Origin of the sequence: Streptococcus sanguinis (assembly GCF_019929145.1) — a bacterium.
In the GTDB taxonomy this organism is placed as follows: Bacteria; Bacillota; Bacilli; order Lactobacillales; family Streptococcaceae; genus Streptococcus; species Streptococcus sanguinis_U.
This window is the reverse complement of sequence record NZ_JAHZOW010000001.1, coordinates 726,566-748,967: the sequence shown is the minus strand read 5'-3', so window position 1 is coordinate 748,967 and position 22,402 is coordinate 726,566. Positions and strand designations below refer to the sequence as shown.

19 protein-coding genes and 1 other annotated feature are annotated in these 22,402 nt (G+C 43.0%); of the genes, 16 read left to right on the top strand and 3 right to left on the bottom strand.

The window, feature by feature from the left end:
- Positions 1-70: 70 nt before the first annotated feature.
- The 3 genes from K1I94_RS03675 to K1I94_RS03665 are packed head-to-tail and all read left to right on the top strand — an operon-like array spanning position 71 to position 3,610.
- Complete coding sequence (locus K1I94_RS03675) at positions 71-1,603, top strand: ABC transporter ATP-binding protein (RefSeq protein ID WP_002900481.1); 1,533 nt, start codon at positions 71-73, stop codon at positions 1,601-1,603.
- Entirely contained in the window at positions 1,596-2,651 is a 1,056-nt protein-coding gene (locus K1I94_RS03670) for an ABC transporter permease (protein WP_002909876.1), read from the top strand. Before K1I94_RS03675 ends, K1I94_RS03670 begins: the two co-directional genes overlap by 8 nt.
- Positions 2,652-2,653: 2 nt before the next feature.
- Complete coding sequence (locus K1I94_RS03665; protein ID WP_002900479.1) at positions 2,654-3,610, top strand: ABC transporter permease; 957 nt, start codon at positions 2,654-2,656, stop codon at positions 3,608-3,610.
- 105 nt (positions 3,611-3,715) lie between these two features.
- Here K1I94_RS03665 and K1I94_RS03660 read toward each other — a convergent pair whose 3' ends face one another.
- Positions 3,716-4,681 (bottom strand): polysaccharide deacetylase family protein, encoded by a 966-nt coding sequence (locus K1I94_RS03660; protein ID WP_223314441.1) that lies wholly within the window; start codon positions 4,679-4,681, stop codon positions 3,716-3,718.
- Between the two features lie 140 nt (positions 4,682-4,821).
- Here K1I94_RS03660 and K1I94_RS03655 point away from each other — a divergent pair, with 140 nt between their 5' ends.
- From K1I94_RS03655 to K1I94_RS03625, 7 genes are all read left to right on the top strand, one after another.
- Positions 4,822-6,108, top strand: a complete 1,287-nt coding sequence (locus tag K1I94_RS03655) for a homoserine dehydrogenase (protein ID WP_223314440.1) — start codon at positions 4,822-4,824, stop codon at positions 6,106-6,108.
- A 1-nt stretch (position 6,109) separates the two neighbouring features.
- Positions 6,110-6,976: a homoserine kinase gene (thrB, locus tag K1I94_RS03650; RefSeq protein WP_223314439.1), complete on the top strand. Its 867-nt coding sequence runs from the start codon at positions 6,110-6,112 to the stop codon at positions 6,974-6,976.
- 334 nt (positions 6,977-7,310) lie between these two features.
- Positions 7,311-8,216: a UDP-N-acetylmuramate dehydrogenase gene (gene murB / locus K1I94_RS03645; RefSeq protein WP_002897679.1), complete on the top strand. Its 906-nt coding sequence runs from the start codon at positions 7,311-7,313 to the stop codon at positions 8,214-8,216.
- A 181-nt stretch (positions 8,217-8,397) separates the two neighbouring features.
- Positions 8,398-9,555, top strand: coding sequence for an ABC transporter ATP-binding protein (locus K1I94_RS03640; protein WP_002904388.1), 1,158 nt, complete (start codon positions 8,398-8,400; stop codon positions 9,553-9,555).
- Positions 9,536-10,342 carry an ABC transporter permease gene (locus K1I94_RS03635; protein ID WP_002895634.1) on the top strand — a complete coding sequence of 269 codons (807 nt, stop codon included), beginning with the start codon at positions 9,536-9,538 and terminating at the stop codon, positions 10,340-10,342. Before K1I94_RS03640 ends, K1I94_RS03635 begins: the two co-directional genes overlap by 20 nt.
- Positions 10,339-11,112, top strand: coding sequence for an ABC transporter permease (locus tag K1I94_RS03630; protein WP_002900472.1), 774 nt, complete (start codon positions 10,339-10,341; stop codon positions 11,110-11,112). Before K1I94_RS03635 ends, K1I94_RS03630 begins: the two co-directional genes overlap by 4 nt.
- The gene (locus K1I94_RS03625; RefSeq protein WP_002906674.1) at positions 11,109-12,179 is read left to right on the top strand and encodes an ABC transporter substrate-binding protein; all 1,071 of its coding nucleotides are present in this window, start codon (positions 11,109-11,111) and stop codon (positions 12,177-12,179) included. The genes K1I94_RS03630 and K1I94_RS03625 overlap by 4 nt, the downstream gene beginning before the upstream one ends.
- A gap of 67 nt (positions 12,180-12,246) precedes the next feature.
- Here the strand turns inward: K1I94_RS03625 and K1I94_RS03620 are convergent, their stop codons facing one another.
- A complete protein-coding gene (locus K1I94_RS03620; RefSeq protein WP_002900470.1) occupies positions 12,247-12,663 on the bottom strand; it encodes a DUF6556 family protein in 417 nt (138 codons plus the stop codon).
- Between the two features lie 184 nt (positions 12,664-12,847).
- Positions 12,848-15,469: a pyruvate, phosphate dikinase gene (gene ppdK / locus K1I94_RS03615; RefSeq protein ID WP_223314438.1), complete on the bottom strand. Its 2,622-nt coding sequence runs from the start codon at positions 15,467-15,469 to the stop codon at positions 12,848-12,850.
- Between the two features lie 245 nt (positions 15,470-15,714).
- Between ppdK and K1I94_RS03610 the strand changes: the two genes are divergently transcribed.
- The 6 genes from K1I94_RS03610 to K1I94_RS03585 all read left to right on the top strand — a co-directional run bounded on the left by K1I94_RS03610 (position 15,715) and on the right by K1I94_RS03585 (position 22,125).
- Positions 15,715-16,344: a CBS domain-containing protein gene (locus tag K1I94_RS03610; RefSeq protein WP_223314437.1), complete on the top strand. Its 630-nt coding sequence runs from the start codon at positions 15,715-15,717 to the stop codon at positions 16,342-16,344.
- Between the two features lie 5 nt (positions 16,345-16,349).
- Entirely contained in the window at positions 16,350-17,168 is an 819-nt protein-coding gene (locus tag K1I94_RS03605) for a pyruvate, water dikinase regulatory protein (protein WP_002924939.1), read from the top strand.
- Positions 17,169-17,210: 42 nt separating this feature from the next.
- Positions 17,211-19,121 carry a fructose-1,6-bisphosphatase gene (locus tag K1I94_RS03600; RefSeq protein WP_223314712.1) on the top strand — a complete coding sequence of 637 codons (1,911 nt, stop codon included), beginning with the start codon at positions 17,211-17,213 and terminating at the stop codon, positions 19,119-19,121.
- 100 nt (positions 19,122-19,221) lie between these two features.
- Positions 19,222-20,364: a cysteine desulfurase family protein gene (locus tag K1I94_RS03595; RefSeq protein WP_223314436.1), complete on the top strand. Its 1,143-nt coding sequence runs from the start codon at positions 19,222-19,224 to the stop codon at positions 20,362-20,364.
- A gap of 3 nt (positions 20,365-20,367) precedes the next feature.
- Positions 20,368-21,582, top strand: a complete 1,215-nt coding sequence (gene thiI, locus K1I94_RS03590; RefSeq protein ID WP_223314435.1) for a tRNA uracil 4-sulfurtransferase ThiI — start codon at positions 20,368-20,370, stop codon at positions 21,580-21,582.
- Between the two features lie 21 nt (positions 21,583-21,603).
- A complete protein-coding gene (locus K1I94_RS03585) occupies positions 21,604-22,125 on the top strand; it encodes a methyltransferase family protein (RefSeq protein ID WP_223314434.1) in 522 nt (173 codons plus the stop codon).
- Between the two features lie 170 nt (positions 22,126-22,295).
- Positions 22,296-22,383, top strand: a sequence feature (ribosomal protein L21 leader region).
- Positions 22,384-22,402 lie beyond the last annotated feature (19 nt).

Here is a 22,402-nt window from a genome sequence, read left to right as displayed (position 1 = left end):
ATAGAACTTACTAACTTGATTAGTAGGCTCTACTGAAATAAAATATAATTTTCTAGAAAGGAATACTCTAATGGCACATGAAAATGTCATTGAGATGCGTGAGATAACCAAAGTTTTTGGTGAATTTGTCGCAAATGACAAAATCAACCTACAACTGCGTAAAGGTGAGATTCATGCACTTCTTGGTGAAAATGGAGCTGGGAAATCTACCTTGATGAATATGTTGGCTGGTCTTTTAGAGCCAACTAGTGGAGAAATTTTTGTCAACGGAAAATCGGAAAAATTGGATTCTCCTTCTAGGGCTGCAGCTCTCGGAATAGGAATGGTTCATCAGCACTTTATGTTGGTTGAAGCATTTACTGTTGCTGAAAACATTATTCTTGGTAGCGAAATAACGAATAAAGGTGTATTAGATTTGAAAAAAGCTAATGCAGATATCCTTGAATTATCAGAACGCTATGGCTTAGCTGTTGACCCAACAGCTAAGGTTGAAGATATTTCTGTTGGTGCCCAACAACGTGTAGAAATCCTGAAGACCCTCTATCGTGGTGCCGAAATTTTGATCTTTGATGAGCCAACGGCAGTATTGACCCCTGCTGAAATTTTGGAATTAATGGATATTATGAAAACTCTTGTTAAAGAAGGGAAATCTATTATCCTGATTACTCATAAACTAGATGAAATTCGAGCAGTAGCGGATCGTGTCACAGTTATTCGCCGTGGAAAATCAATTGAAACTGTTAGCATTGAGGGCGTTTCAAATAAAGATTTGGCTGAAATGATGGTTGGACGTTCGGTTTCTTTTGTTACTGAAAAGGAAGAAGCTAAACCGAAAGACGTTGTACTTCAAATTTCTGATTTGATAGTGAATGAGAATCGTGGTGTACCAGCTGTTAAAGAGCTTTCTCTTGATGTTCATGCAGGTGAAATCGTAGGAGTTGCTGGGATTGACGGTAACGGTCAGAGTGAGTTGATTCAGGCTATTACAGGACTTCGAAAAGTAAAATCAGGAAGTATTAAAATCAAAGGAAGGGAAGTTGTAGGACTTTCTCCACGAAAGATTACAGAAATGCAAGTAAGTCATGTACCTGAGGATCGTCATCGTGATGGTTTGGTACTTGAAATGATGCTTTCTGAAAATATTGCTCTCCAGACTTACTATAAAGAACCGCTCAGTAACAAAGGTGTTTTGAATTATAATCAAATTAATTCATATGCCCGTAAATTGATGGAAGAATTTGACGTTAGAGCAGCTAGTGAACTTGTTCCAGCAGGTGCTTTGTCAGGGGGGAATCAACAAAAAGCTATTATTGCTCGAGAAGTTGATCGTAATCCAGATCTATTAATTGTCAGTCAACCTACTCGCGGATTGGATGTTGGTGCGATTGAGTATATTCATAAGCGCTTAATTTCTGAACGTGATAAAGGGAAAGCCGTTCTTGTAGTCAGCTTTGAATTAGATGAAATTCTTAATTTATCAGACCGTATTGCTGTTATTCACGATGGAAAGATTCAAGGAATTGTAAAGCCATCTGAAACTAATAAGCAAGAACTTGGTATTCTCATGGCTGGTGGAAAAATCAAGGAGGGTTCTAATGGATAAAAAAACACAGCAAATTGCTATTCCTTTTATTTCAGTTCTTTTAGGAATCTTACTTGGCGCCATCATCATGTGGATTTTTGGTTATGATGCCTTGTGGGGTTATGAAGAGTTGTTCAAAACAGCTTTTGGTTCCATTAAAAATATTGGAGAAATTTTCCGAACCATGGGGCCTCTAATTTTGATTGCTCTTGGGTTTGCAGTGGCTAGTCGTGCTGGTTTTTTCAATGTTGGTTTACCTGGTCAAGCTTTGGCAGGTTGGATTGCAGCTGTTTGGTTTGCCCTATCTTTTCCAACCATTCCTCGTTTTGCAATGTTACCGCTGACTGTCCTTGTAGCAGCAGTTGCCGGTGGTTTAATCGGTTTAATTCCGGGTTTGTTGAGAGCATTTTTAGGTACAAGCGAAGTTATTGTTACCATTATGATGAACTATATTGTTCTTTTTGCTGGAAATGAAATTATTCGGAATTTTCCTAAAAAACTAATGGTTGATTCCGAATCAAGTATTCCTGTTTCAGCAAACGCTAGCTATCGTCTAGACTTTCTTACAGAGCTTACTAAGTCACGTATGAATATTGGAATTTTCATTGCTTTTATTGCTGTCGCTGTAATTTGGTTTATCATAAAGAAAACCACACTTGGATTCGAAATTCGCTCAGTAGGTCTTAATCCAAATGCTTCAGATTATGCAGGGATGTCGGCGAAACGAACTATTATTCTTTCAATGGTGATTTCTGGAGCTCTTTGTGGTATTGGAGGAGCAGTTGAGGGTATAGGTACTTTCCAGAACGTTTATGTTCAAGCAGGATCTCTGGCTGTTGGATTTAATGGTATGGCAGTTGCTCTTCTTGCTAGCAACTCTCCTATCGGAATCATTTTTGCTGCGTTTCTACTTGGAACATTGCAAACTGGTGCGCCTGGTATGACAACAGCTACTATTCCTCCAGAACTTGTCAATATTGTAACAGCTTCCATTATCTTCTTTGTAAGTGCTCACTACATTATTGAAAAATATATCAAACCTAAAAAACGAATGAAAGGAGTAGAGTAAAGATGAATATTGTTGCTATTCTAACAATACTTGTATCAAATATGCTGGTCTATGCTGCTCCTCTCATTTTCACCAGTATTGGAGGTGCTTACTCTGAGCATGCTGGTGTTGTTAATGTTGGTTTGGAAGGCATCATGGTCATGGGAGCTTTTACAGGAGTTGTTTTTAACCTGACTTTCGCTGAAAGCTTAGGAGGAATGACTATTTGGCTTTCTCTTCTCGCAGGTGGTTTAGTTGGTCTCATTTTTTCTGCGATTCATGCAGTAGCAACCATTAATTTTCGTGCTGATCATGTTGTCAGCGGTACTGTACTGAACTTGCTGGCGCCAGCTTTAGCTGTCTTTCTTGTCAAGGCTATTTATGGAAAAGGACAAACTAATAATATTGATTTATCTTTTGGTAAATTTGATTTTCCGATTTTGTCTAACATTCCTGTTATTGGAGATATTTTCTTTAAGAATACTAGCTTGATGGGTTACATAGCTGTTGGATTCTCATTTTTAGCTTGGTTCATCATGTTTAAGACGAAATTTGGGCTTCGCTTACGCTCAGTAGGTGAACATCCTCAAGCTGCTGATACATTAGGGATTAACGTTTATCTCATGCGTTACTACGGAGTGTTGATTTCAGGATTTTTGGGAGGAGTAGGTGGAGCTTTATATGCTCAATCTGCTTCGGTTAATTTCTCTGCTACGACGATTGTCGGCCCTGGATTTATCGCTTTAGCTGCTATGATTTTTGGCAAATGGAATCCAATAGGTGCTATGCTTTCAAGTCTTTTCTTTGGACTTTCCCAAGCTCTAGCTGTTGTTTCTACTCAGATTCCTTTCCTTGCTCATATACCTGCGGTTTATCTTCGTATCGCGCCTTATGCGTTGACAATCATTGTTTTAGCCGCTTTCTTTGGTAAATCAGTTGCTCCCAAAGCGGATGGTATCAACTATATCAAGTCTAAATAAAACTTTACACCAGTTCTTTGGAGCTGGTGTTTTTTTTCTGTTTGAAAAAAGTTATAATCATAGGAATAGAAAAAGCCTACTTCAAGTGAAGCGGGCTTTTTAAGATTAGTTGGTTGCAATTTCATTTAGTAGGTCTTCTGCAGTAGTGGTCGGGTTAACTCGTACTCGGTTGAGTGAGAGCAAGCCATTGGATAGGGAAGCTAGTCCGTTATTGGTTGTCAGTCCCATCTTGTAGCCAAGACTTTCAGCAATCTGCAAGGTTGCATCACTGTATCGTCCAGATGGATAGGCAACGGTTGTTGTAGTTTGAGACAATTCTTTATCTAAGTAAGACTTGGAGTCTTTTAACTCAATTTTTTGTTGGTCTTCTGCAGTCGCTGAAAGGTCGGGATGGTTGACGGTATGGTCTTCAAAAGACATGCCTTTGTCCTTCATTTCCTTTATCTCATCTAGCGTCAGCATATCTTCACGACCCGCTTGAACAAATCCAGTAATGACATTATTGGTTGCTTTCATGTCATATTTCTGGAGAAGTGGAAAGGCATTAGTATAGAAATCCCTTAAACTATCATCGAAGGTCAGCCAGACGACTTTTTTATTTTCTGGCAAGACATTCTCCGTCAGTACCTTGTATACTTCTGCCGGTGTTAGTGAATAGTAGCCTGCGTCTTTCAAGGCTTTCAGATGGCTTTCAAATGTAGCTGGATCTACAATCAAACCAGCATTAGCTGCTTCTGATGGTTCCATGACATGAATGGCATGATACATCAAGATAGGAACTTGAACTGGCTGGTCTTGCTTGACCCATTTGACCTTGTCTTTACTGTTGTCATCCGAAGTTGTCTTTTTTTCCCGAGTTGGTGCTGACGAAGTTTTAGATGAAGTATTGACTTGGTTCGTTGACACGTTATTAGCTTCTTTTTGGTTGTGAGAGTTTTGCAGCTTGGCTAGTAAAGATAAGCCACCTACAATCAGGACGAGAAAAAGTAATAAACTTGTCAGAGAAAGTAAAATAGCCCGTTTTCTAGCTTTGCGTTGCTGCATGCGATTTCCTCGGTGTTTTCCTGTCATAATATCTCCTTTTTTAAAAAAATTACAATTCCTTGCGGAAATTTACATCTATTATAACAAATAAAGAAGTAGTTTTGTAGGCATTTTTTTATAATTTTGTTATAATATTTTTTATACAAGAAATTTTCAAGGAGTGCTTCATGTCTATTAAAATAGCTTTACTTGGTTTTGGAACAGTGGCCAGCGGTGTGCCTTTTTTGCTGGAAGAAAACGGAGAAAAAATCGTTCAAGCAGCTCATTCAGAGATTGAGGTTGCTAAAGTCTTGGTCAAAGATGATGACGAAAAAGATCGTCTTTTAGCAGCTGGAAATGACTTTAACTTTGTCACAAATGTTGAAGAAATTCTGAAGGATCCTGAGATTACTATCGTTGTAGAATTGATGGGACGAATCGAGCCAGCGAAAACGTTCATCACTCGTGCTCTTGAAGCTGGCAAACATGTAGTAACGGCCAATAAGGACTTGTTGGCTGTTCACGGATCAGAGTTGCTGGAAATTGCTCAAAAGCAAAATGTTGCTCTCTATTATGAAGCAGCTGTTGCCGGTGGAATTCCAATCCTCCGTACCTTGGTTAATTCATTGGCTTCTGACAAAATCACTCGTATCTTGGGTGTGGTCAATGGAACCTCTAACTTTATGATGACCAAGATGGTGGAAGAGGGTTGGTCTTATGAAGACGCTCTTGCTGAAGCTCAGAAACTTGGATATGCTGAAAGTGATCCAACCAATGACGTAGATGGTATTGATGCGGCTTACAAGATGGTGATTCTCAGCCAGTTTGCCTTTGGTATGAATGTTAAATTTGAAGATGTAGGGCATCAGGGAATTCGTCATATCACACCAGAAGATGTGACTGTTGCTCAAGATTTGGGATATGTAGTCAAGCTGGTTGGTTCTATCGAAGAAACGCCGTCAGGAATCGCAGCAGAAGTAGCTCCAACATTTCTGCCTAAAGCGCATCCGCTGGCTAGTGTCAATGGAGTGATGAATGCTGTCTTTGTTGAGTCCATCGGCATCGGAGAATCCATGTATTACGGACCGGGAGCTGGTCAAAAACCAACTGCAACTAGTGTCGTGGCGGATATTGTTCGTATTAGTCGACGTTTGAATGAAGGAACAGTTGGCAAGGCTTTTAATGAATTTAGTCGTGAGCTTGTGCTGGCTAAGCCAGAAGATGTGAAGAGCAGCTATTACTTCTCTATCTTGGCACCTGACTCTAAAGGTCAAGTTCTGCACTTGGCTGAGATTTTCAATGCTGAGGATATTTCCTTTAAGCAGATTCTGCAGGAAGGTACTGACGGCGAGAAGGCTCGCGTGGTGATTATTACCCATGCTGTCAGCAAGACACAGCTGGAAAATGTCACTGCTAAGCTCAAAGAAGTTGCTGAGTTTGACTTGCTCAATACCTTCAAAGTATTAGGAGATTAAGATGAAAATTATTGTACCGGCGACCAGTGCCAATATCGGTCCTGGCTTTGACTCTGTTGGGGTAGCCCTGTCAAAATATCTGGAAATTGAAGTCTTGGAAGAAAGTCAGGAGTGGGTGATTGAGCACGACCTCAATCCGAGAATTCCTAAGGACCGGCGCAATTTGCTGGTTAAGATTGCCCTGCAGTTGGCTCCAGATATTCAGCCACGCCGTTTGAAAATGACCAGTGATATTCCATTGGCTCGTGGGCTTGGGTCTTCTAGTTCGGTCATTGTGGCTGGGATTGAATTGGCCAACCAGCTGGCTCATCTTAATTTGTCGGATTATCAGAAACTGAAAATCGCTACCAAGATTGAAGGCCATCCTGACAATGTTGCGCCGGCTATTTATGGTAATTTGGTCGTATCTAGCTCGTCTAGGAATCAGGTATCTGCTGTGGTAGCGGACTTTCCGGACGCAGACTTCATCGCCTATATCCCAGACTATGAGCTTCGGACGGTTGAGAGCCGCCAAGTCTTACCAAATCGGCTTTCTTACAAGGAAGCTGTTGCAGCTAGCTCCATTGCCAATGTTGCGATTGCAGCCCTTTTAAAAGGTGATATGAAAATCGCTGGTCGGGCTATCGAGTCTGATTTGTTCCACGAAAAATACCGTCAGCCTTTGATCAAGGAATTTTCAGATATTAAGTTCTTGGCCAGAAAAAACGGTTCTTATGCAACCTATATCTCAGGAGCGGGACCGACCGTGATGGTCCTTTCGCCTAAGTACAAGACGGAAAAGATATACCAGCTTTTGCAAAAACAGAATTTCAAGGGGCAAATCTTCCGACTTCAGGTGGATACTGAGGGTGTCCGAGTAGAAAAATAAATCATCAAGAGGTTTTCTATGAACCTCTTTTTTCTTTTTGTAAAATAAGGATTTGATATCCCTATCTTTTTATACCTAACTGTGCTATAATGGGTCTAGCTTAAAGGAGGATAATTCACTTTATGGATCATTTAGAATTACAGGCCCTAGCGACTGAGCTAGCTTTCGGTGCCATCAGAAATGCTCTTTCTAGTCAAACACAGCGTTTTACTACTAGACAATTATAAGCATTAAAAAGCTGACCTTTCTCAGCTTTTTCTTTGTAATCTATCGTAAATGCCATAGATTTTTGATATAATAGAGTGTATTTTGTTTACATAAAAGAGAGAAAATCATGCAAAAACTAGAGAAATTAAAATCTGAATTAGAGGGAATCGACATTCGCTTCAATGAGCCTTTAAGTCAATACACCTACACAAAGGTCGGGGGCGCAGCCGATTTCTTAGTTTTTCCCCGCAATCGTTATGAGCTGGCTCGCATTGTCAATTTTGCTAATCAAGAAGACATTCCTTGGATGGTGCTGGGAAATGCCAGTAATATCATTGTGAGAGATGGTGGTATTCGAGGTTTCGTGATTATGTTTGACAAGCTCAACAATGTAGCGGTGGATGGCTATATGATTGAGGCAGAGGCTGGAGCTAATCTGATTCAGACAACCCATATCGCCTTGCAGAATAGTCTGACTGGCTTTGAGTTTGCCTGTGGTATTCCAGGTAGCGTTGGCGGAGCTGTCTTTATGAACGCTGGGGCTTATGGCGGCGAGATTGCTCATGTTTTGGTATCTTGCAAGGTACTGACTCCTCAGGGGCAAGTCAAAACGCTGGACGTTCGGGATATGAAGTTCGGCTATCGTCACTCACTGGTACAGGAAACGGGCGACATCGTTATTTCTGCTAAGTTTGCTCTTTCTCCTGGTGTTCACAGAACGATTCGTCAGGAAATGGAACGCTTAACCCATCTGCGGGAGCTCAAGCAGCCTTTGGAATATCCATCCTGCGGCTCTGTTTTCAAGCGTCCTTTGGGTCACTTTGCTGGTCAGCTCATTAGTGAAGCAGGCCTCAAGGGGCATCGTATCGGTGGTGTAGAGGTATCTGAGAAACATGCCGGCTTTATGATTAATGTCGATAAAGGAACGGCTCAAGATTATGAAAATCTTATCGCTCATGTGATTGAAAGGGTGCGGGAAAATTCAGGTATTACTCTGGAGCGCGAAGTCCGCATCATTGGTGAATCTCTGTAAGACAGATATGATTTCCAGTAGAAGTATGCTGGATAAGGAACTGCAGCTGGCTGCAACTTAGTAAGGGGGTGAAAGCCTATCGACACGGAATTTATAAAGGGCCTTTACAGCCCTCACGAGGTAGCAGCGGTCTGACAGAACCCTTAATCTGTTAATACGAGAAAGAAGGAATTTATGACAATTGAAAAAACCAATCATCGAGTTTAAAAACGTTTCAAAAGTTTTTGAAGATAATAATACTGTCGTTCTGAAAGATATTAATTTCGAGCTGGAAGAAGGAAAGTTCTATACTTTGCTGGGCTCTTCCGGCTCTGGCAAATCAACGATTCTGAACATCATTGCAGGCCTTTTGGATGCGACAGACGGGGATATTTTTCTTGATGGCGTCCGCATCAATGATATTCCGACTAATAAACGAGACGTCCACACGGTTTTTCAGTCCTATGCACTGTTTCCGCATATGAATGTTTTTGAAAATGTTGCCTTTCCGCTGCGTCTGCGCAAGGTTGATAAAAAAGAAATTCAAGAGCGGGTTGCTGAAGTACTGAAAATGGTCCAACTGGAAGGTTTTGAGCGCCGTTCTATTCGCAAACTGTCGGGCGGCCAGCGCCAGCGTGTAGCCATTGCGCGGGCAATCATTAATCAGCCACGGGTCGTTTTGCTGGATGAGCCGCTGTCTGCTCTGGATTTGAAGCTGCGTACGGACATGCAGTATGAGCTGCGGGAATTGCAGCAGCGTCTGGGCATTACCTTTGTCTTTGTCACGCACGACCAAGAGGAAGCCCTGGCCATGAGTGACTGGATTTTCGTTATGAATGACGGTGAGATTGTTCAGTCGGGAACACCTGTCGATATTTATGACGAGCCCATCAACCACTTTGTTGCAACCTTCATTGGCGAGTCCAATATTCTGCCAGGTAAGATGATTGAGGACTATCTGGTTGAGTTTAACGGCAAGCGCTTTGAAGCAGTGGATGGTGGGATGCGCCCAAATGAATCTGTTGAAGTGGTGATTCGGCCAGAGGACTTACGGATTACTCTGCCAGAAGAAGGCAAGCTGCAGGTTAAAGTTGATACCCAGCTTTTCCGTGGTGTTCACTATGAGATTATCGCTTATGATGAACTGGGCAATGAATGGATGATTCACTCGACTCGCAAGGCCATTGTCGGTGAAGAAATTGGTCTGCATTTCGAGCCTGAGGATATCCACATCATGCGTCTCAATGAAACCGAAGAAGAATTCGATGCCCGTATCGAAGAATATGTAGAAGTAGAAGAGCAGGAAGCGGGTCTGATCAATGCCATTGAGGAGGAACGCGATGAAGAAAACAACCTCTAATCTTTTTCTCTTGCCCTACCTGCTCTGGATTTTCCTCTTTGTTTTGGCACCTGTTGTCATGATTATCTGGAAGTCCTTCTTCAACATTGAAGGCCAGTTTACGCTGGAAAATTACCAGACCTACTTCACATCGCAGAACTGGACCTATCTCAAGATGAGTCTGAATTCGGTTCTTTATGCAGGGATTATTACTGTTGTAACCCTGCTGATTTCCTATCCGACCGCATTCTTTTTGACTCAGCTCAAGCACAAGCAGCTCTGGCTCATGCTGATTGTCCTGCCGACCTGGATCAATCTCCTTCTCAAAGCTTATGCTTTCATTGGTATTTTTGGTCAGAATGGTTCAATTAATCAATTTTTGACTTTTATCGGAGTAGGACCGCAGCAGATTCTCTTTACGGACTTTTCATTTATCTTTGTAGCTAGCTACATTGAGCTACCCTTTATGATTCTGCCCATTTTCAACGTTCTGGATGATTTAGATCCTAATCTTATCAATGCCAGCTACGACTTGGGAGCTAATCGCTGGGAGACTTTCCGTCGGGTTGTTTTTCCTTTGTCCTTGAATGGTGTCAGAAGTGGGGTGCAGTCAGTCTTTATACCTAGTCTCAGCCTTTTCATGCTGACTCGCTTAATCGGGGGTAATCGGGTAATTACTCTGGGAACTGCCATTGAGCAGCACTTCCTAACCACTCAAAACTGGGGCATGGGCTCCACTATCGGTGTGGTACTGATTGTTGCCATGCTCTTTACCATGTGGGCAACCAAGGAAAGGAGAGGGCGATGAAAAAAATTGCAAATCTCTATCTGGCCTTTGTCTTTTTGGTGCTCTACATTCCCATCTTTTACCTGATTGCTTATGCTTTTAATGCTGGGGAAGACATGAATCGTTTTACAGGATTCAGTCTCAGCCATTTTCAAAATCTCTTTGAGGATTCGCGTCTGATTTTGATTTTGGTTCAGACTTTCTTTCTGGCTTTCCTGTCTTCGCTAATTGCGACGCTGATTGGGACTTTTGGAGCCATCTATATCTATCAAGCCCGCAAGAAATATCAGGATGCTTTTCTGTCTATCAACAATATCCTCATGGTGGCACCGGATGTCATGATTGGCGCCAGTTTCCTGATTCTCTTTACCACTGCAAAATTCCAGCTGGGCTTCCTGTCTGTGCTGGCTAGCCATGTGGCCTTTTCCATTCCGATTGTGGTGCTGATGATTCTTCCGCGTCTGAAGGAAATGAATGATGATATGATTAAGGCTGCCTATGACTTAGGCGCCAGCCAATTGCAAATGCTGAAAGAAATCATGCTGCCTTATCTGACTCCAGCCATCATCGCTGGCTACTTCATGGCCTTTACCTACTCACTAGATGACTTTGCAGTGACCTTCTTCGTTACAGGCAATGGCTTCTCGACTCTGTCTGTTGAGATATACTCCCGCGCTCGTCAGGGAATTTCTCTGGAAATCAATGCCCTGTCAGCCTTGGTCTTTCTCTTCAGCATTGCTTTGGTAATTGGGTATTACTTTATCACCCGTGAGAAGGAGGAGACTGTATGAGAAAGCTCTATTCATTTTTAGCGGGGATTCTGCTGATTATCTTAGTCTTGTGGGGTGTTAGCTACCAGATCGAAAGTCGGACGCAGAGCAAGGAGAGCGATAAGCTGGTCATTTACAACTGGGGTGACTATATTGATCCTGAGCTGCTGACTGAGTTTACTAAGGAAACTGGTGTCCAAATCCAGTACGATACCTTTGACTCCAATGAAGCCATGTATACAAAAGTGAAGCAGGGCGGCACAACCTACGACATTGCCATTCCTAGTGAATATATGATTGCCAAGATGATGAAGGAAGGCTTGGTGGAGAAGCTAGATCATAGCCAGATTAAAGGTTTGGAAAATATCGGATCTGACTTTTTAGACCAGCCTTTCGATCCAGGAAATCAGTACTCGATTCCTTATTTTTGGGGAACGCTGGGTATTGTCTATAATGAAAAAATGGTTGATAAAGCTCCAGAGCATTGGAATGACCTCTGGCGTCCTGAATACAAAAACTCCATCATGATAATTGATGGAGCTCGTGAAGTCATGGGAATTGGTCTGAACTCAGACGGTCATAGTCTCAACTCCAAAGATGCTAATCAGCTGCAGGAAGCTGTCGACAAGCTCTATACTCTGACGCCAAATATCAAGGCTATTGTAGCTGATGAGATGAAGGGATACATGATTCAGAACAATGCAGCTATCGGTGTGACCTTTTCTGGCGAGGCTCGTCAGATGCTGGAGGCTAATGAAGACCTACGCTATGTCGTGCCTACAGAAGCCAGCAACCTTTGGTTTGACAATATTGTCATTCCTAAAACGGTCAAAAATAAAAAAGCAGCCTATCAGTTTATTAACTTTATGCTGAGACCGGAAAATGCTTATAAAAATGCCCTTTATGTTGGTTATGCGACACCAAATCTTCCTGCCAAGGCCATGTTGCCTAAGGAAACTCAGGAAGATGAGGCTTTTTATCCGACTGAGGAAACGATGAAACATCTGGAAGTTTATGAGCAGTTGGGCCCTAAATGGTTGGGAACCTACAATGACCTCTATCTTCAAGTCAAGATGTATCGGAAATGATAGTCAAATAATTACTTGATGAATACAAAAAACGCCTGGCTCAATGAGCTGGGCGTTTGCTGCTTGCTTAGTTTGAAGCTTCAGTCTGAGTGTTGGTTGCTGTATCTGCAGCAGAGCTAGAGGCAGTAGTGTCGCCTGCTGCTGTATCAGCCGTAGAGCTAGACGCACTAGTCTCAACTGCTGTTGCATCACTGCTGGAAGCAGCTGTATCAGTTGCAGTTGTTGAAGCAGGGCTGCTTGTTTCTTTTTCGATTTCCTTGATAATAGTAGTCGTTGCAGTAGAGCTACTGGTATCAGTTTTTGATTTTTCATCCTTATGGCCAGTCAGATTCATGATCGTGATGCTGGCAATGATGATAGATAAGATACTGGCAACCGTTGCAATAGTCTTTTGGAAAGCTGAAAGACCTGTTTTAATATGCTGTTTAGTAGGTTTTTTAGATGATTTTGTCTTGTTTTTATTACTGCGAGAATAGTTTTCCATGCTTGCAAGAATCTCCTTTTAAAATTTCAATGATTTCTTATCTCTCATTATACGTTTTTTATCTGAAAATGTCTTTAAAAAATCAAATTTTTATTTATGAAAACGCACACAGAAGATTGCTCTTAAGAAAAGAAGCTGCCCAAATTTAGGTTGAGCAGCTTCTTGAGCTAGAATAGCAAAGTAATTAAGCTTTCTCATCTTGGAGTGCGGCTTGAGCGACAGCCAGTCTTGCTGCTGGAACCCGATAAGGAGAGCAGGAAACGTAGGTGACACCAATTTCCTGGAAGAAGGGGATGGAAGCCGGATCGCCACCAACCTCGCCACAAATGCCGATAGGAAGGTCAGGCTTGACTTGACGGCCCTTGCTGATAGCTATCCGCATCAATTCACCAACACCGGCTTGGTCGACACTTTGGAAAGGATCAAAAGGAAGGATTTCTTTCTCCTTATAATGGCCGATGAATTTTCCAATATCGTCCCGTGAGAAACCATAGGTCATCTGGGTCAGGTCGTTAGTACCAAAGCTGAAGAAGTCTGCTTCCTGAGCCAGCTGATCTGCAACCAAACAGGCACGCGGAAGTTCAATCATGGTGCCAATTTCATAAGGGAAAGGCTCCAGACCTTGATGCCTAAAGAGTTTGTTGATATGTTGGGTGAGAAAAGCTTTGACAGAGTCCAGCTCAGCCTTGTCCGCAATCAGCGGAATCATGATTTCTGGCTTGACGGTCAATCCTTCCTGACTCAGCTTGATAGCACTCTTGAAGACGGCTTCGACCTGCATCTTGTAAATTTCTGGTTGCGTGATACCCAGACGGCAGCCGCGGTGGCCTAGCATTGGATTGCTTTCTTGCAGCTGTTCAATGCGGCGAGTCAGCTTTTCTGGTGACTTGTGCAGCTTGTCAGCCAAAGCCTTGATTTCCTGTGAATCTTTAGGTAGAAATTCATGCATTGGTGGATCCAAAAGGCGGATAATCATAGGTTTGTCCTGAACTGCTTGGAACATTTGATAGAAGTCTTCTTCTTGGAACTCCAGCAGTTTTTTGAGGGCGGATCTGGTTTCCAATTCGTTGTCGGCTAGAATCAGGTGCCGCATTTCCAAAATCCGCTCCTGACCAAAGAACATGTGTTCGGTACGAGCCAGACCAATGCCCTTTGCCCCAAACTTAATAGCTGTTTTTAGATCTTGAACGGTCTCTGCGTTGGCACGGACTTTGAGCTGTGCGACTTGATCTGCCCATGAAAGCAGTCGTTGGAGTTCTTGGTCATTTTCGACTAGGACGGTCGGAATCTCACCGCTATAAATGCGTCCCGAGCTGCCATCAACTGAAATGACGTCACCTTCAGTCAAGACAAGATTTCCGCAGGAAACGGTCTTGCTTTCCTCGCTGATGTTCAACTCTCCACAGCCAGCCACACAGCAGGTTCCCATTCCTCGGGCTACGACAGCTGCGTGAGAGGTCATACCGCCCTGACTGGTCACGATAGCCTGGCTGACGACCATCCCCTCAATGTCTTCGGGTGAAGTTTCCTGCCGTACTAAAATGACCTTTTTGCCCAAGGAGTGGTAGTCTTTGGCACGCTCAGCTGTAAAGACAATCTCGCCAGTTGCTGCACCAGGGCTGGCTGGCAGTCCTTGAGCCAAGAAAGGAGCATCTTGCAGAGCTTTTTCTTCAAATACAGGATGGATAAGCTGGCTAATCGTAGTAGGAGATATGCGCTGGAGAGCTTCTTTTTTGCTGATAATGCCCTCGTCTACAAGATCTAAGGCGATTTTCAAAGATGCCTTAGCAGTCCGTTTACCGTTTCTAGTTTGGAGAATATAGAGTTTACCCTTTTCGATGGTAAATTCGATATCTTGCATGTCCTTGTAGTGGTTTTCGAGAATCTTAGCATAGTCTTGGAAAGCTGCATAGGCCTGAGGGAGAGCTGTCTCAAGTGCAGCGATAGGCTCAGGTGTTCGAATGCCGGCTACGACATCCTCTCCTTGAGCATTGAGCAAAAATTCACCAAATAGCTGATGCTCACCGCTGGCGGGGTTTCTCGTGAAGACAACTCCTGTACCACTGGCTTGGTCGCTATTTCCGAAAACCATGGCTTGGACATTCACTGCTGTTCCTAAGTCATGAGGAATATCATTCAAGTTGCGGTAGACCTGAGCTCGGGGGTTATTCCAAGACTTGAAGACTGCCTTGATAGCAGCATAGAGCTGCTCTTTCGAGCTTTGGGGGAAGGTTTGATGATGCTCACGATAAAGCTGCTTGTACTGGTCGATTAATGCTTGATGTTCATCCAATGTGAAATCCTTGGCCTGTTTGCCAGCATTCCTTTCAAAATAGCCCAAGAGGTCATCGAACTCGTCCTTGGAAATACCATAAACCACATCAGCAAACATTTGCAGCAGACGTCGGTAGCAGTTGTAGGCAAAGTCAGCATTGGTCTGCTCAGCCAGAGTCTGGGTTCTTAAATCGTTCAGACCTAGATTGAGAATAGTGTCCATCATGCCCGGCATGGAAAACTTGGCTCCGCTTCGAACAGACACTAAGAGCAAGGCAGAGTCGTTGCCGCTGAAATATTTACCGGTTTTCTCTTCTAAATCGGTAACCGCTTTCAAAACATCTTCTTTTAAAGAAGATTCAAAGAAATAAGGACTTTCTAAATATTCGATACAGCTTTCTGTGGTAATAGTAAAACCTGGAGGGACAGGCAGTCCCAAATTGGTCATTTCAGCTAGGTTGGCTCCTTTTCCGCCAAGCAGGGCCTTGTCATCTGCACATCCTTCCTCGAAGGAGTAAATCCATTTCGCCATATTTACCTCCAAAATTATGAAATATGTGTCATATTGTAGGACAACTACATTGTAATATACATCACATATATTTGTCAACAGAAAAAAGCATCCTATTTTATTGACAATTTTTCTTTTTTTGTTATAATGTGTTACAAAATGATGATTATTTCAACGTTTGAAATTGAAATATGATCAATAATTCCTAAATTTTAAGCGAAATCAGGCTAATCATCTATTATAAAGAACGAAGGAGTCAGACCTATTTGAAATTAAGTGAACGGCAAAAGAAAATTGTAGAAATTGTAAAAGAACACCAGCCACTCAGCGGTGAGAAAATCTCTGAATTACTCGATATTTCTCGGGCGACCCTGCGCTCGGATCTGTCTTTTCTGACCTTGGTTGGGATTTTGAAGGCTACGCCTAAAGTTGGTTACACATATTCGGGCTCAGATTTAGAGACGCTTTTCTTTTTCGATACCTTTCGAAAGGAAGTGGCGGAAATTATGACATCTCCTGTTTTGGTATCTCATGATTCCTTTATTCAAGATGCCATTATCACCTTATTTATGTATGATGCGGATGTTCTCTATGTCATTGATGAGCATAAGCTGCTCTTGGGGATTTTGTCGCGTAAGGACTTGCTGCGGGCTTCGCTCAATACTAACATTGACAGCACGCCTGTAGCGGTCTGCATGACCCGAATGCCCCATATTAAAACTTGCTACAAGGATATGAATATTTTGGAAGTGGCAGCAGTTTTGCAGGATTTTGCGATTGATTCACTGCCGGTAGTGGATAAGGATAATGAACGTAAGCTTTTAGGAACTGTGACCAAGTCAGCTCTGCTGGATTATATTATTCAAGAGGCCAGAAGCGCTGAGGTTAATAGGTAAGAGGAATGAACATGAAGAAAGAAATTATTGTTTACAGCATTTCAGATTCTTTGGGGGGGACTTCGCAGAAGCTATTGTCTGCGGTGACAGCCCAGTACCCAGATATTATTTTTAATAACAGCTATCGTTTTCCATTTATCAACAAAGAAGAAGAATTGCTGGATATTCTGCGCGATGCCATCAAGGACGATGCCCTTGTCATCAGTACACTGGTCGATGGTGGGCTAGCTGCTGCAGCTAGAGAGTTCAGCAAGGCCAATGGCCTTGCTTATCTGGATTTGATGCATCCATTTTTTGAGATTATCAGAGAAAAGACGGGCACCAGTCCTATAGAGGTGCCGGGTACTCTGCACCGGCTGGACACTGAGTATTTTAATAAAATTTCCGCTATTGAGTTTGCTGTCAAATACGACGACGGCAAGGCGCCACAAGGTTTTTTAGATTCAGATTTAGTGCTCCTAGGCGTCTCCCGTACATCCAAAACGCCACTCAGTATTTATCTGGCTAATAAAGGCTATAAGGTTTCCAACCTGCCTTTGATTCCAGAAGTCCCTCTGCCTCAGGTCTTGGATAAGGTTGATCCGGAGCGGATTATCGGCCTCTTATGTGAGCCAGAAAAACTGTCTAAGATACGCAGTAATCGCTTGAATTCTCTGGGATTGACCCAGTCAACCAGCTATACAGATCTGGAAAAGATATATGAAGAACTAGACTACTCAAAAGAAGTCTTTAAAAAGTATCGGGCTCATGTCATCAATATCACGGATAAATCAATCGAGGAAACGGCTTTCTTGATTGAAGACCATTTAAAGAAATTGAGATAAGAGAGAAGATTGCAAAAAGCGGTTATAGAGTGAGGGTTGATGATGGAGCAATATAAGCGGATTTTACTGAAAGAATTTGACAGTCGGCAGAAGGTCATTACAGAGCTGACCAATCTAGAGGCAATTTTGAATCTGCCCAAAGGGACGGAGCTGTATATCAGTGACATTCACGGGGAGTTTGCTGCTTTTGACTATATTTTGAGAAGCTGTGCTGGTATCCTCAATGAGAAGATCAAGGACTGTTTTGGAGATAGCTTGTCAGAAGCTCATAAAGACCGCTTGTCAGCGCTGGTTTCCTATCCTGAGCTAGTGCTGGGGGAAGAAACTAAAGGCCAAGACTGGTATCAGGAAACCATTCCCCAGCTCTTGAACTTGCTGGCTTTTGCAGGTGCAAAATATAGTCGGTCCAAGGTTAGAAAGGCTTTGCCGCCACAGTATGCCTATATTATCGAGGAGCTGCTCTATAGTGACAGGGCTTTGGCTGATAAAAAGTCTTATTTTGAGAATATCCTGACTTATGTGATTGAGCTGAGAGAAGCGGTGCCCTTTATTTTGGGCTTGGCCCGAAGTATTCGGCAGTTGTTGATTGACCATCTACATGTGGTTGGAGATATTTTTGACAGAGGAGCTGGCAGCGCTCAGGTCATGGATGAACTGCAGCATTTTCACTCGCTTGATATTCAGTGGGGCAATCACGACATTATCTGGATGGGAGCCTTTTTTGGCTCCAAGGCTTGCTTGCTCAATGTGCTGCGCATAGCAGCTCGCTACGGTTATCTCTGGGATATCGAGAAAGATTATGGTTTAAACCTGCGCTCCTTGACTCTTTTTGCGGACAAGACTTACCAGTCTAATCCTAAGTTTAGACCCATTCTAGGCGGTAGAGAGCAGGAGTTTTCTGAAGAGGAAATTCTGCAGCTGGAAAAGGTTCACCAAGCATTAGCGATTATCCAGTTCAAGCTGGAAAATCAGCTCATCAAACGACGACCTGAATTCCAGATGCAGGATCATGTTATGCTGGACAAGATTGACTATTGGGAAGAAAGTGTTACGATTGACGATACTAAACATGCCCTGGTTAATACCTGCTTCCAAACTATCAATCCGGAAAATCCGTCAGCCTTGACACCTGAAGAAAATCAAGCAGTAGAGAGTATGCTGGCCTCATTCCAAAGTTCGCTTAAGATGGCGGAGCATATGAGCCTTCTGATGAACAAGGGCTCTATGTATAAGATTTACAACCAGCACTTGCTTTTTCACGGCTGCATCCCGCTGGAGCCGTCAGGAGAATTCCAGCCTTTCATTCTCAATCAAGTCCATTATGCGGGCAAGGAATTGCTGGATTTTTTTGAGTATCATATTCGACAGTCGGCCAAGAACAAGGAGGTGGGTGATGATTTGTCGACTGATTTGATTTGGTATTGCTGGAAAGGTAAGCTTTCTCCTCTGTTTGGCAAAGAAAAGATGACTACCTTGGAGCGCTATTTCATTGAAGATAAGGAGACCCACAAGGAAGTGGAAAATTCTTATTTTTCTTATCGTAATTCTGAGAAAATCTGCCAGCTGATTTTGGAAGAATTTGGTCTCTTTTCTCAAGAGTCTAGGATGGTCAACGGTCATACTCCGGTTAAGACAGGCAAGGGAGAGTCGCCTATCCGTGGGGGCGGTCTGCTCTTTGTCATTGATGGTGGTCTCTGCAAGGCTTATCAGAAGAAGACTGGAACGGCTGGATATTCACTGCTCAATAATTCCTATGGCTTCCAGCTAGTGACCCATCAGCCTTTCCAAAACGCTCAAAAGGTTGTGGAATCGCCGTTTGCTCAGACCTCCCTGAAAAAGGTGATTGAAAATGTAGAGGAACGAACCCTCATCAAATCTACTACCATCGGTCAGAGCTTGTTCGCTCAACAACAGGAACTCTTTGGCTTATTGCATGAGTTTTATGACCGGTGAAGTTTAGCCCTAAGTTTTAACAGAATTTAGGGCTTTTTCTTTCTTGTTCCAGTTTCTCTTTCGTGTTACAATAGGAGTATTGAAATTTAGAGGAAAGAACATGATTTATTTAGATAATTCAGCGACAACCAAGCCTTATCCTGAGGCTTTGGCTGCTTACACAGAGGTGGCTTCTAAAATATGGGGAAATCCATCCAGTCTGCACAGTTTAGGCAGTCAGGCAACCCGTCTCTTAGAAGCTTCACGCAGGCAAATAGCAGAGCTTTTAGGCAAGTCTTCGTCGGAGATTTTTTTTACGTCTGGAGGAACAGAAGGGGACAACTGGGTGCTTAAAGGAGTTGCTTTTGAAAAAGCTCCTTTTGGCAAACACATCATCATATCTAACATTGAGCATCCCGCGGTTAAAGAATCAGCCCTCTGGTTGCAGAGTCAAGGATTTGAAGTTGATTTTGCGCCAGTAGATAAGGCGGGTTTTATTGAGGTAGACAAGCTAGCGGAGCTGATTCGACCAGACACCACTCTGATCTCTATCATGGCTGTCAATAATGAAATCGGCAGTATTCAGCCCATTCAGAAAATATCTGAACTGCTAGCAGACAAGCCGACTATTTCCTTTCATGTGGATGCAGTACAAGCTGTTACGAAGATTCCTACAGGGGCTTATCTGACAGAACGTGTGGATTTTGCGACATTTTCCAGTCATAAATTTCACGGTGTCCGGGGAGTAGGATTTGTCTATATCAAGTCTGGCAAGAAAATCAGCCCGCTCTTGACTGGTGGCGGTCAGGAGTCGGATAAGCGCTCCACAACAGAAAATTTAGCTGGTATTGCAGCGACGGCCAAGGCACTGCGTTTGTCCATGGAAAAGCAAGAATCATTTGCCCAGCGGACGACTCAGATGAAGAAGATTCTTCTTGAAGAACTGCAGAAGTATCCAGATGTGATGATTTTCTCAGGGCTGGAAGACTTTGCGCCTCATATACTGACCTTTGGTATCAAGGGAGTGCGGGGTGAAGTCGTCGTCCATGCATTTGAAGACTACGAGATCTATATCTCGACTACCAGCGCATGTTCTTCTAAGGCTGGAAAGCCAGCGGGGACTTTAATCGCTATGGGCGTCGAAAAGTCTCTCGCTCAAACTGCTGTTCGTATCAGTTTGGATCTTGACAACAATATGAGCCAGATGGAGCAGTTTTTGACGACTTTTAAAATTATTTACGAAAAAACCAGAAAAGTAAGGTAAACAATGCAATATTCAGAAATTATGGTGCGCTACGGCGAGCTCTCAACCAAAGGGAAGAACCGCATGCGCTTTATCAACAAACTTAAACGCAATATCCAGGCTGTCTTGTCAGTCTATCCGCAGGTCCATATCAAGGCTGACCGTGACCGGACCCATGTTTATCTGCACGGTACAGACTATCAGCCAGTCGCTGAGTCACTCAAGCAGATCTTCGGGATTCAGAATTTCTCGCCGTCTTACAAAATTGAAAAATCTGTACCAGCCCTAATCGAAGCTGTCCAAACCATCATGAAGGAAGTCTATCAAGAAGGTATGACCTTTAAGATTTCCAGCAAACGCAGTGACCACAGCTTTGAATTGGATAGTCGCGAGCTTAACCAGACACTTGGTAATGCTGTTTTTGAGGCCATTCCCAATGTTCAGGTCAAGATGAAAGCGCCGGATATTGAGCTACGTGTCGAAATTCGTGAAGAAGCGGCCTATATCTCTTATGAGACGATTCGTGGTGCTGGAGGGCTGCCAGTCGGTACTTCAGGAAAAGGCATGCTCATGCTGTCGGGTGGAATTGACTCACCGGTGGCGGGCTATTTGGCTCTCAAGCGGGGTGTAGATATCGAGGCGGTTCACTTTGCAAGTCCGCCTTACACCAGTCCAGGTGCGTTGAAAAAAGCTCAGGATCTGACTCGGAAATTAACCAAGTTTGGTGGCAACATCCAGTTTATCGAAGTACCTTTTACAGAGATACAAGAGGAAATCAAGGCCAAGGCGCCAGAAGCTTACCTGATGACACTGACTCGTCGCTTTATGATGCGCATTACAGACCGGATTCGAGAGGAGCGGGGCGCTCAAGTTATCATCAACGGAGAAAGTCTAGGTCAGGTGGCAAGTCAAACCATCGAGAGTATGCAGGCTATCAACGCTGTGACCAATACACCGGTTATTCGTCCTGTCGTGACTATGGACAAGCTGGAAATCATTGAGATTGCAGAGAAAATTGATACTTTCCAAATTTCTATCCAGCCATTTGAAGACTGCTGTACCATTTTTGCTCCAGACCGGCCTAAAACTAATCCAAAAATCAAGAATGCTGAGAAGTATGAAACTTACTTAGATGTTGAAGACTTGGTTGAGCGCGCTGTCGCAGGCATCATGATTACAGAAATCACACCACAAGCAGAGACTGATGAAGTTGATGAGCTGATTGAGGGGTTGTTGTAAAAGCGAGAGAAGGTGACGTCTATGCTTGCTGTTTTTCTCTTGATTCCTTTTTTACTGATTCGTTTTCCTTTATTGAGTCATTTCAGCAAAAATGCTTTATCACGCGCAGCTTATTTTGCACCAGTCCAAGGAAAGGAAAATATAGCTTATATAATTTATCAATTGAGCAATCTAGCCGTGTTCATAACTCCTTTTTTGCTTGAAATTAAGTTTGATTGGTCTGTTTTCTTTTATGTTGGTATGACTATCTACCTGCTTGGTTTGGCTTTGTGTGCTATCAGTATGAGAGATTTCGCTAGACCAGATGCAAACGGCATGAATACAAAGGGTCTTTATCGCTATTCCCGTAATCCCATGTATGTAGCTTACTTTGTTTGTTTTTTAGGAATAGCTTTTTTGACTAAGTCAATGATTTTCTTTCTGGTTTTATTCATTTTTCAGACTTCGGCCCACTGGATTATCCTCTCCGAGGAGCGCTGGTGTCTTGAAAAATTCGGAAAGTCTTACCAAGACTATCAAGATAGGGTGCGGCGTTATATTTAGAAATTTTTTATCTAATCATTATTTAACAAGGAGGTTAGCGGATAACTGAGATTGTCTTTGTTCATTAGCAGACAAAATCTAAAGATAATCCTTGAAAATCCGTTTTCATGAGATGAAAAAGCTTGCTAAAGAGCGGTAGAAGTGCTATACTTATAGAGTTGACTATGCACATTCCTGTGCAACCGCACGATCATCGTTGCTCACTCTGTGAGACAGAAGTGGTTCGTCCCACGATGCTAGGCGAGTCTTCACAAAATCCGGGGAAACCCTAAAAATC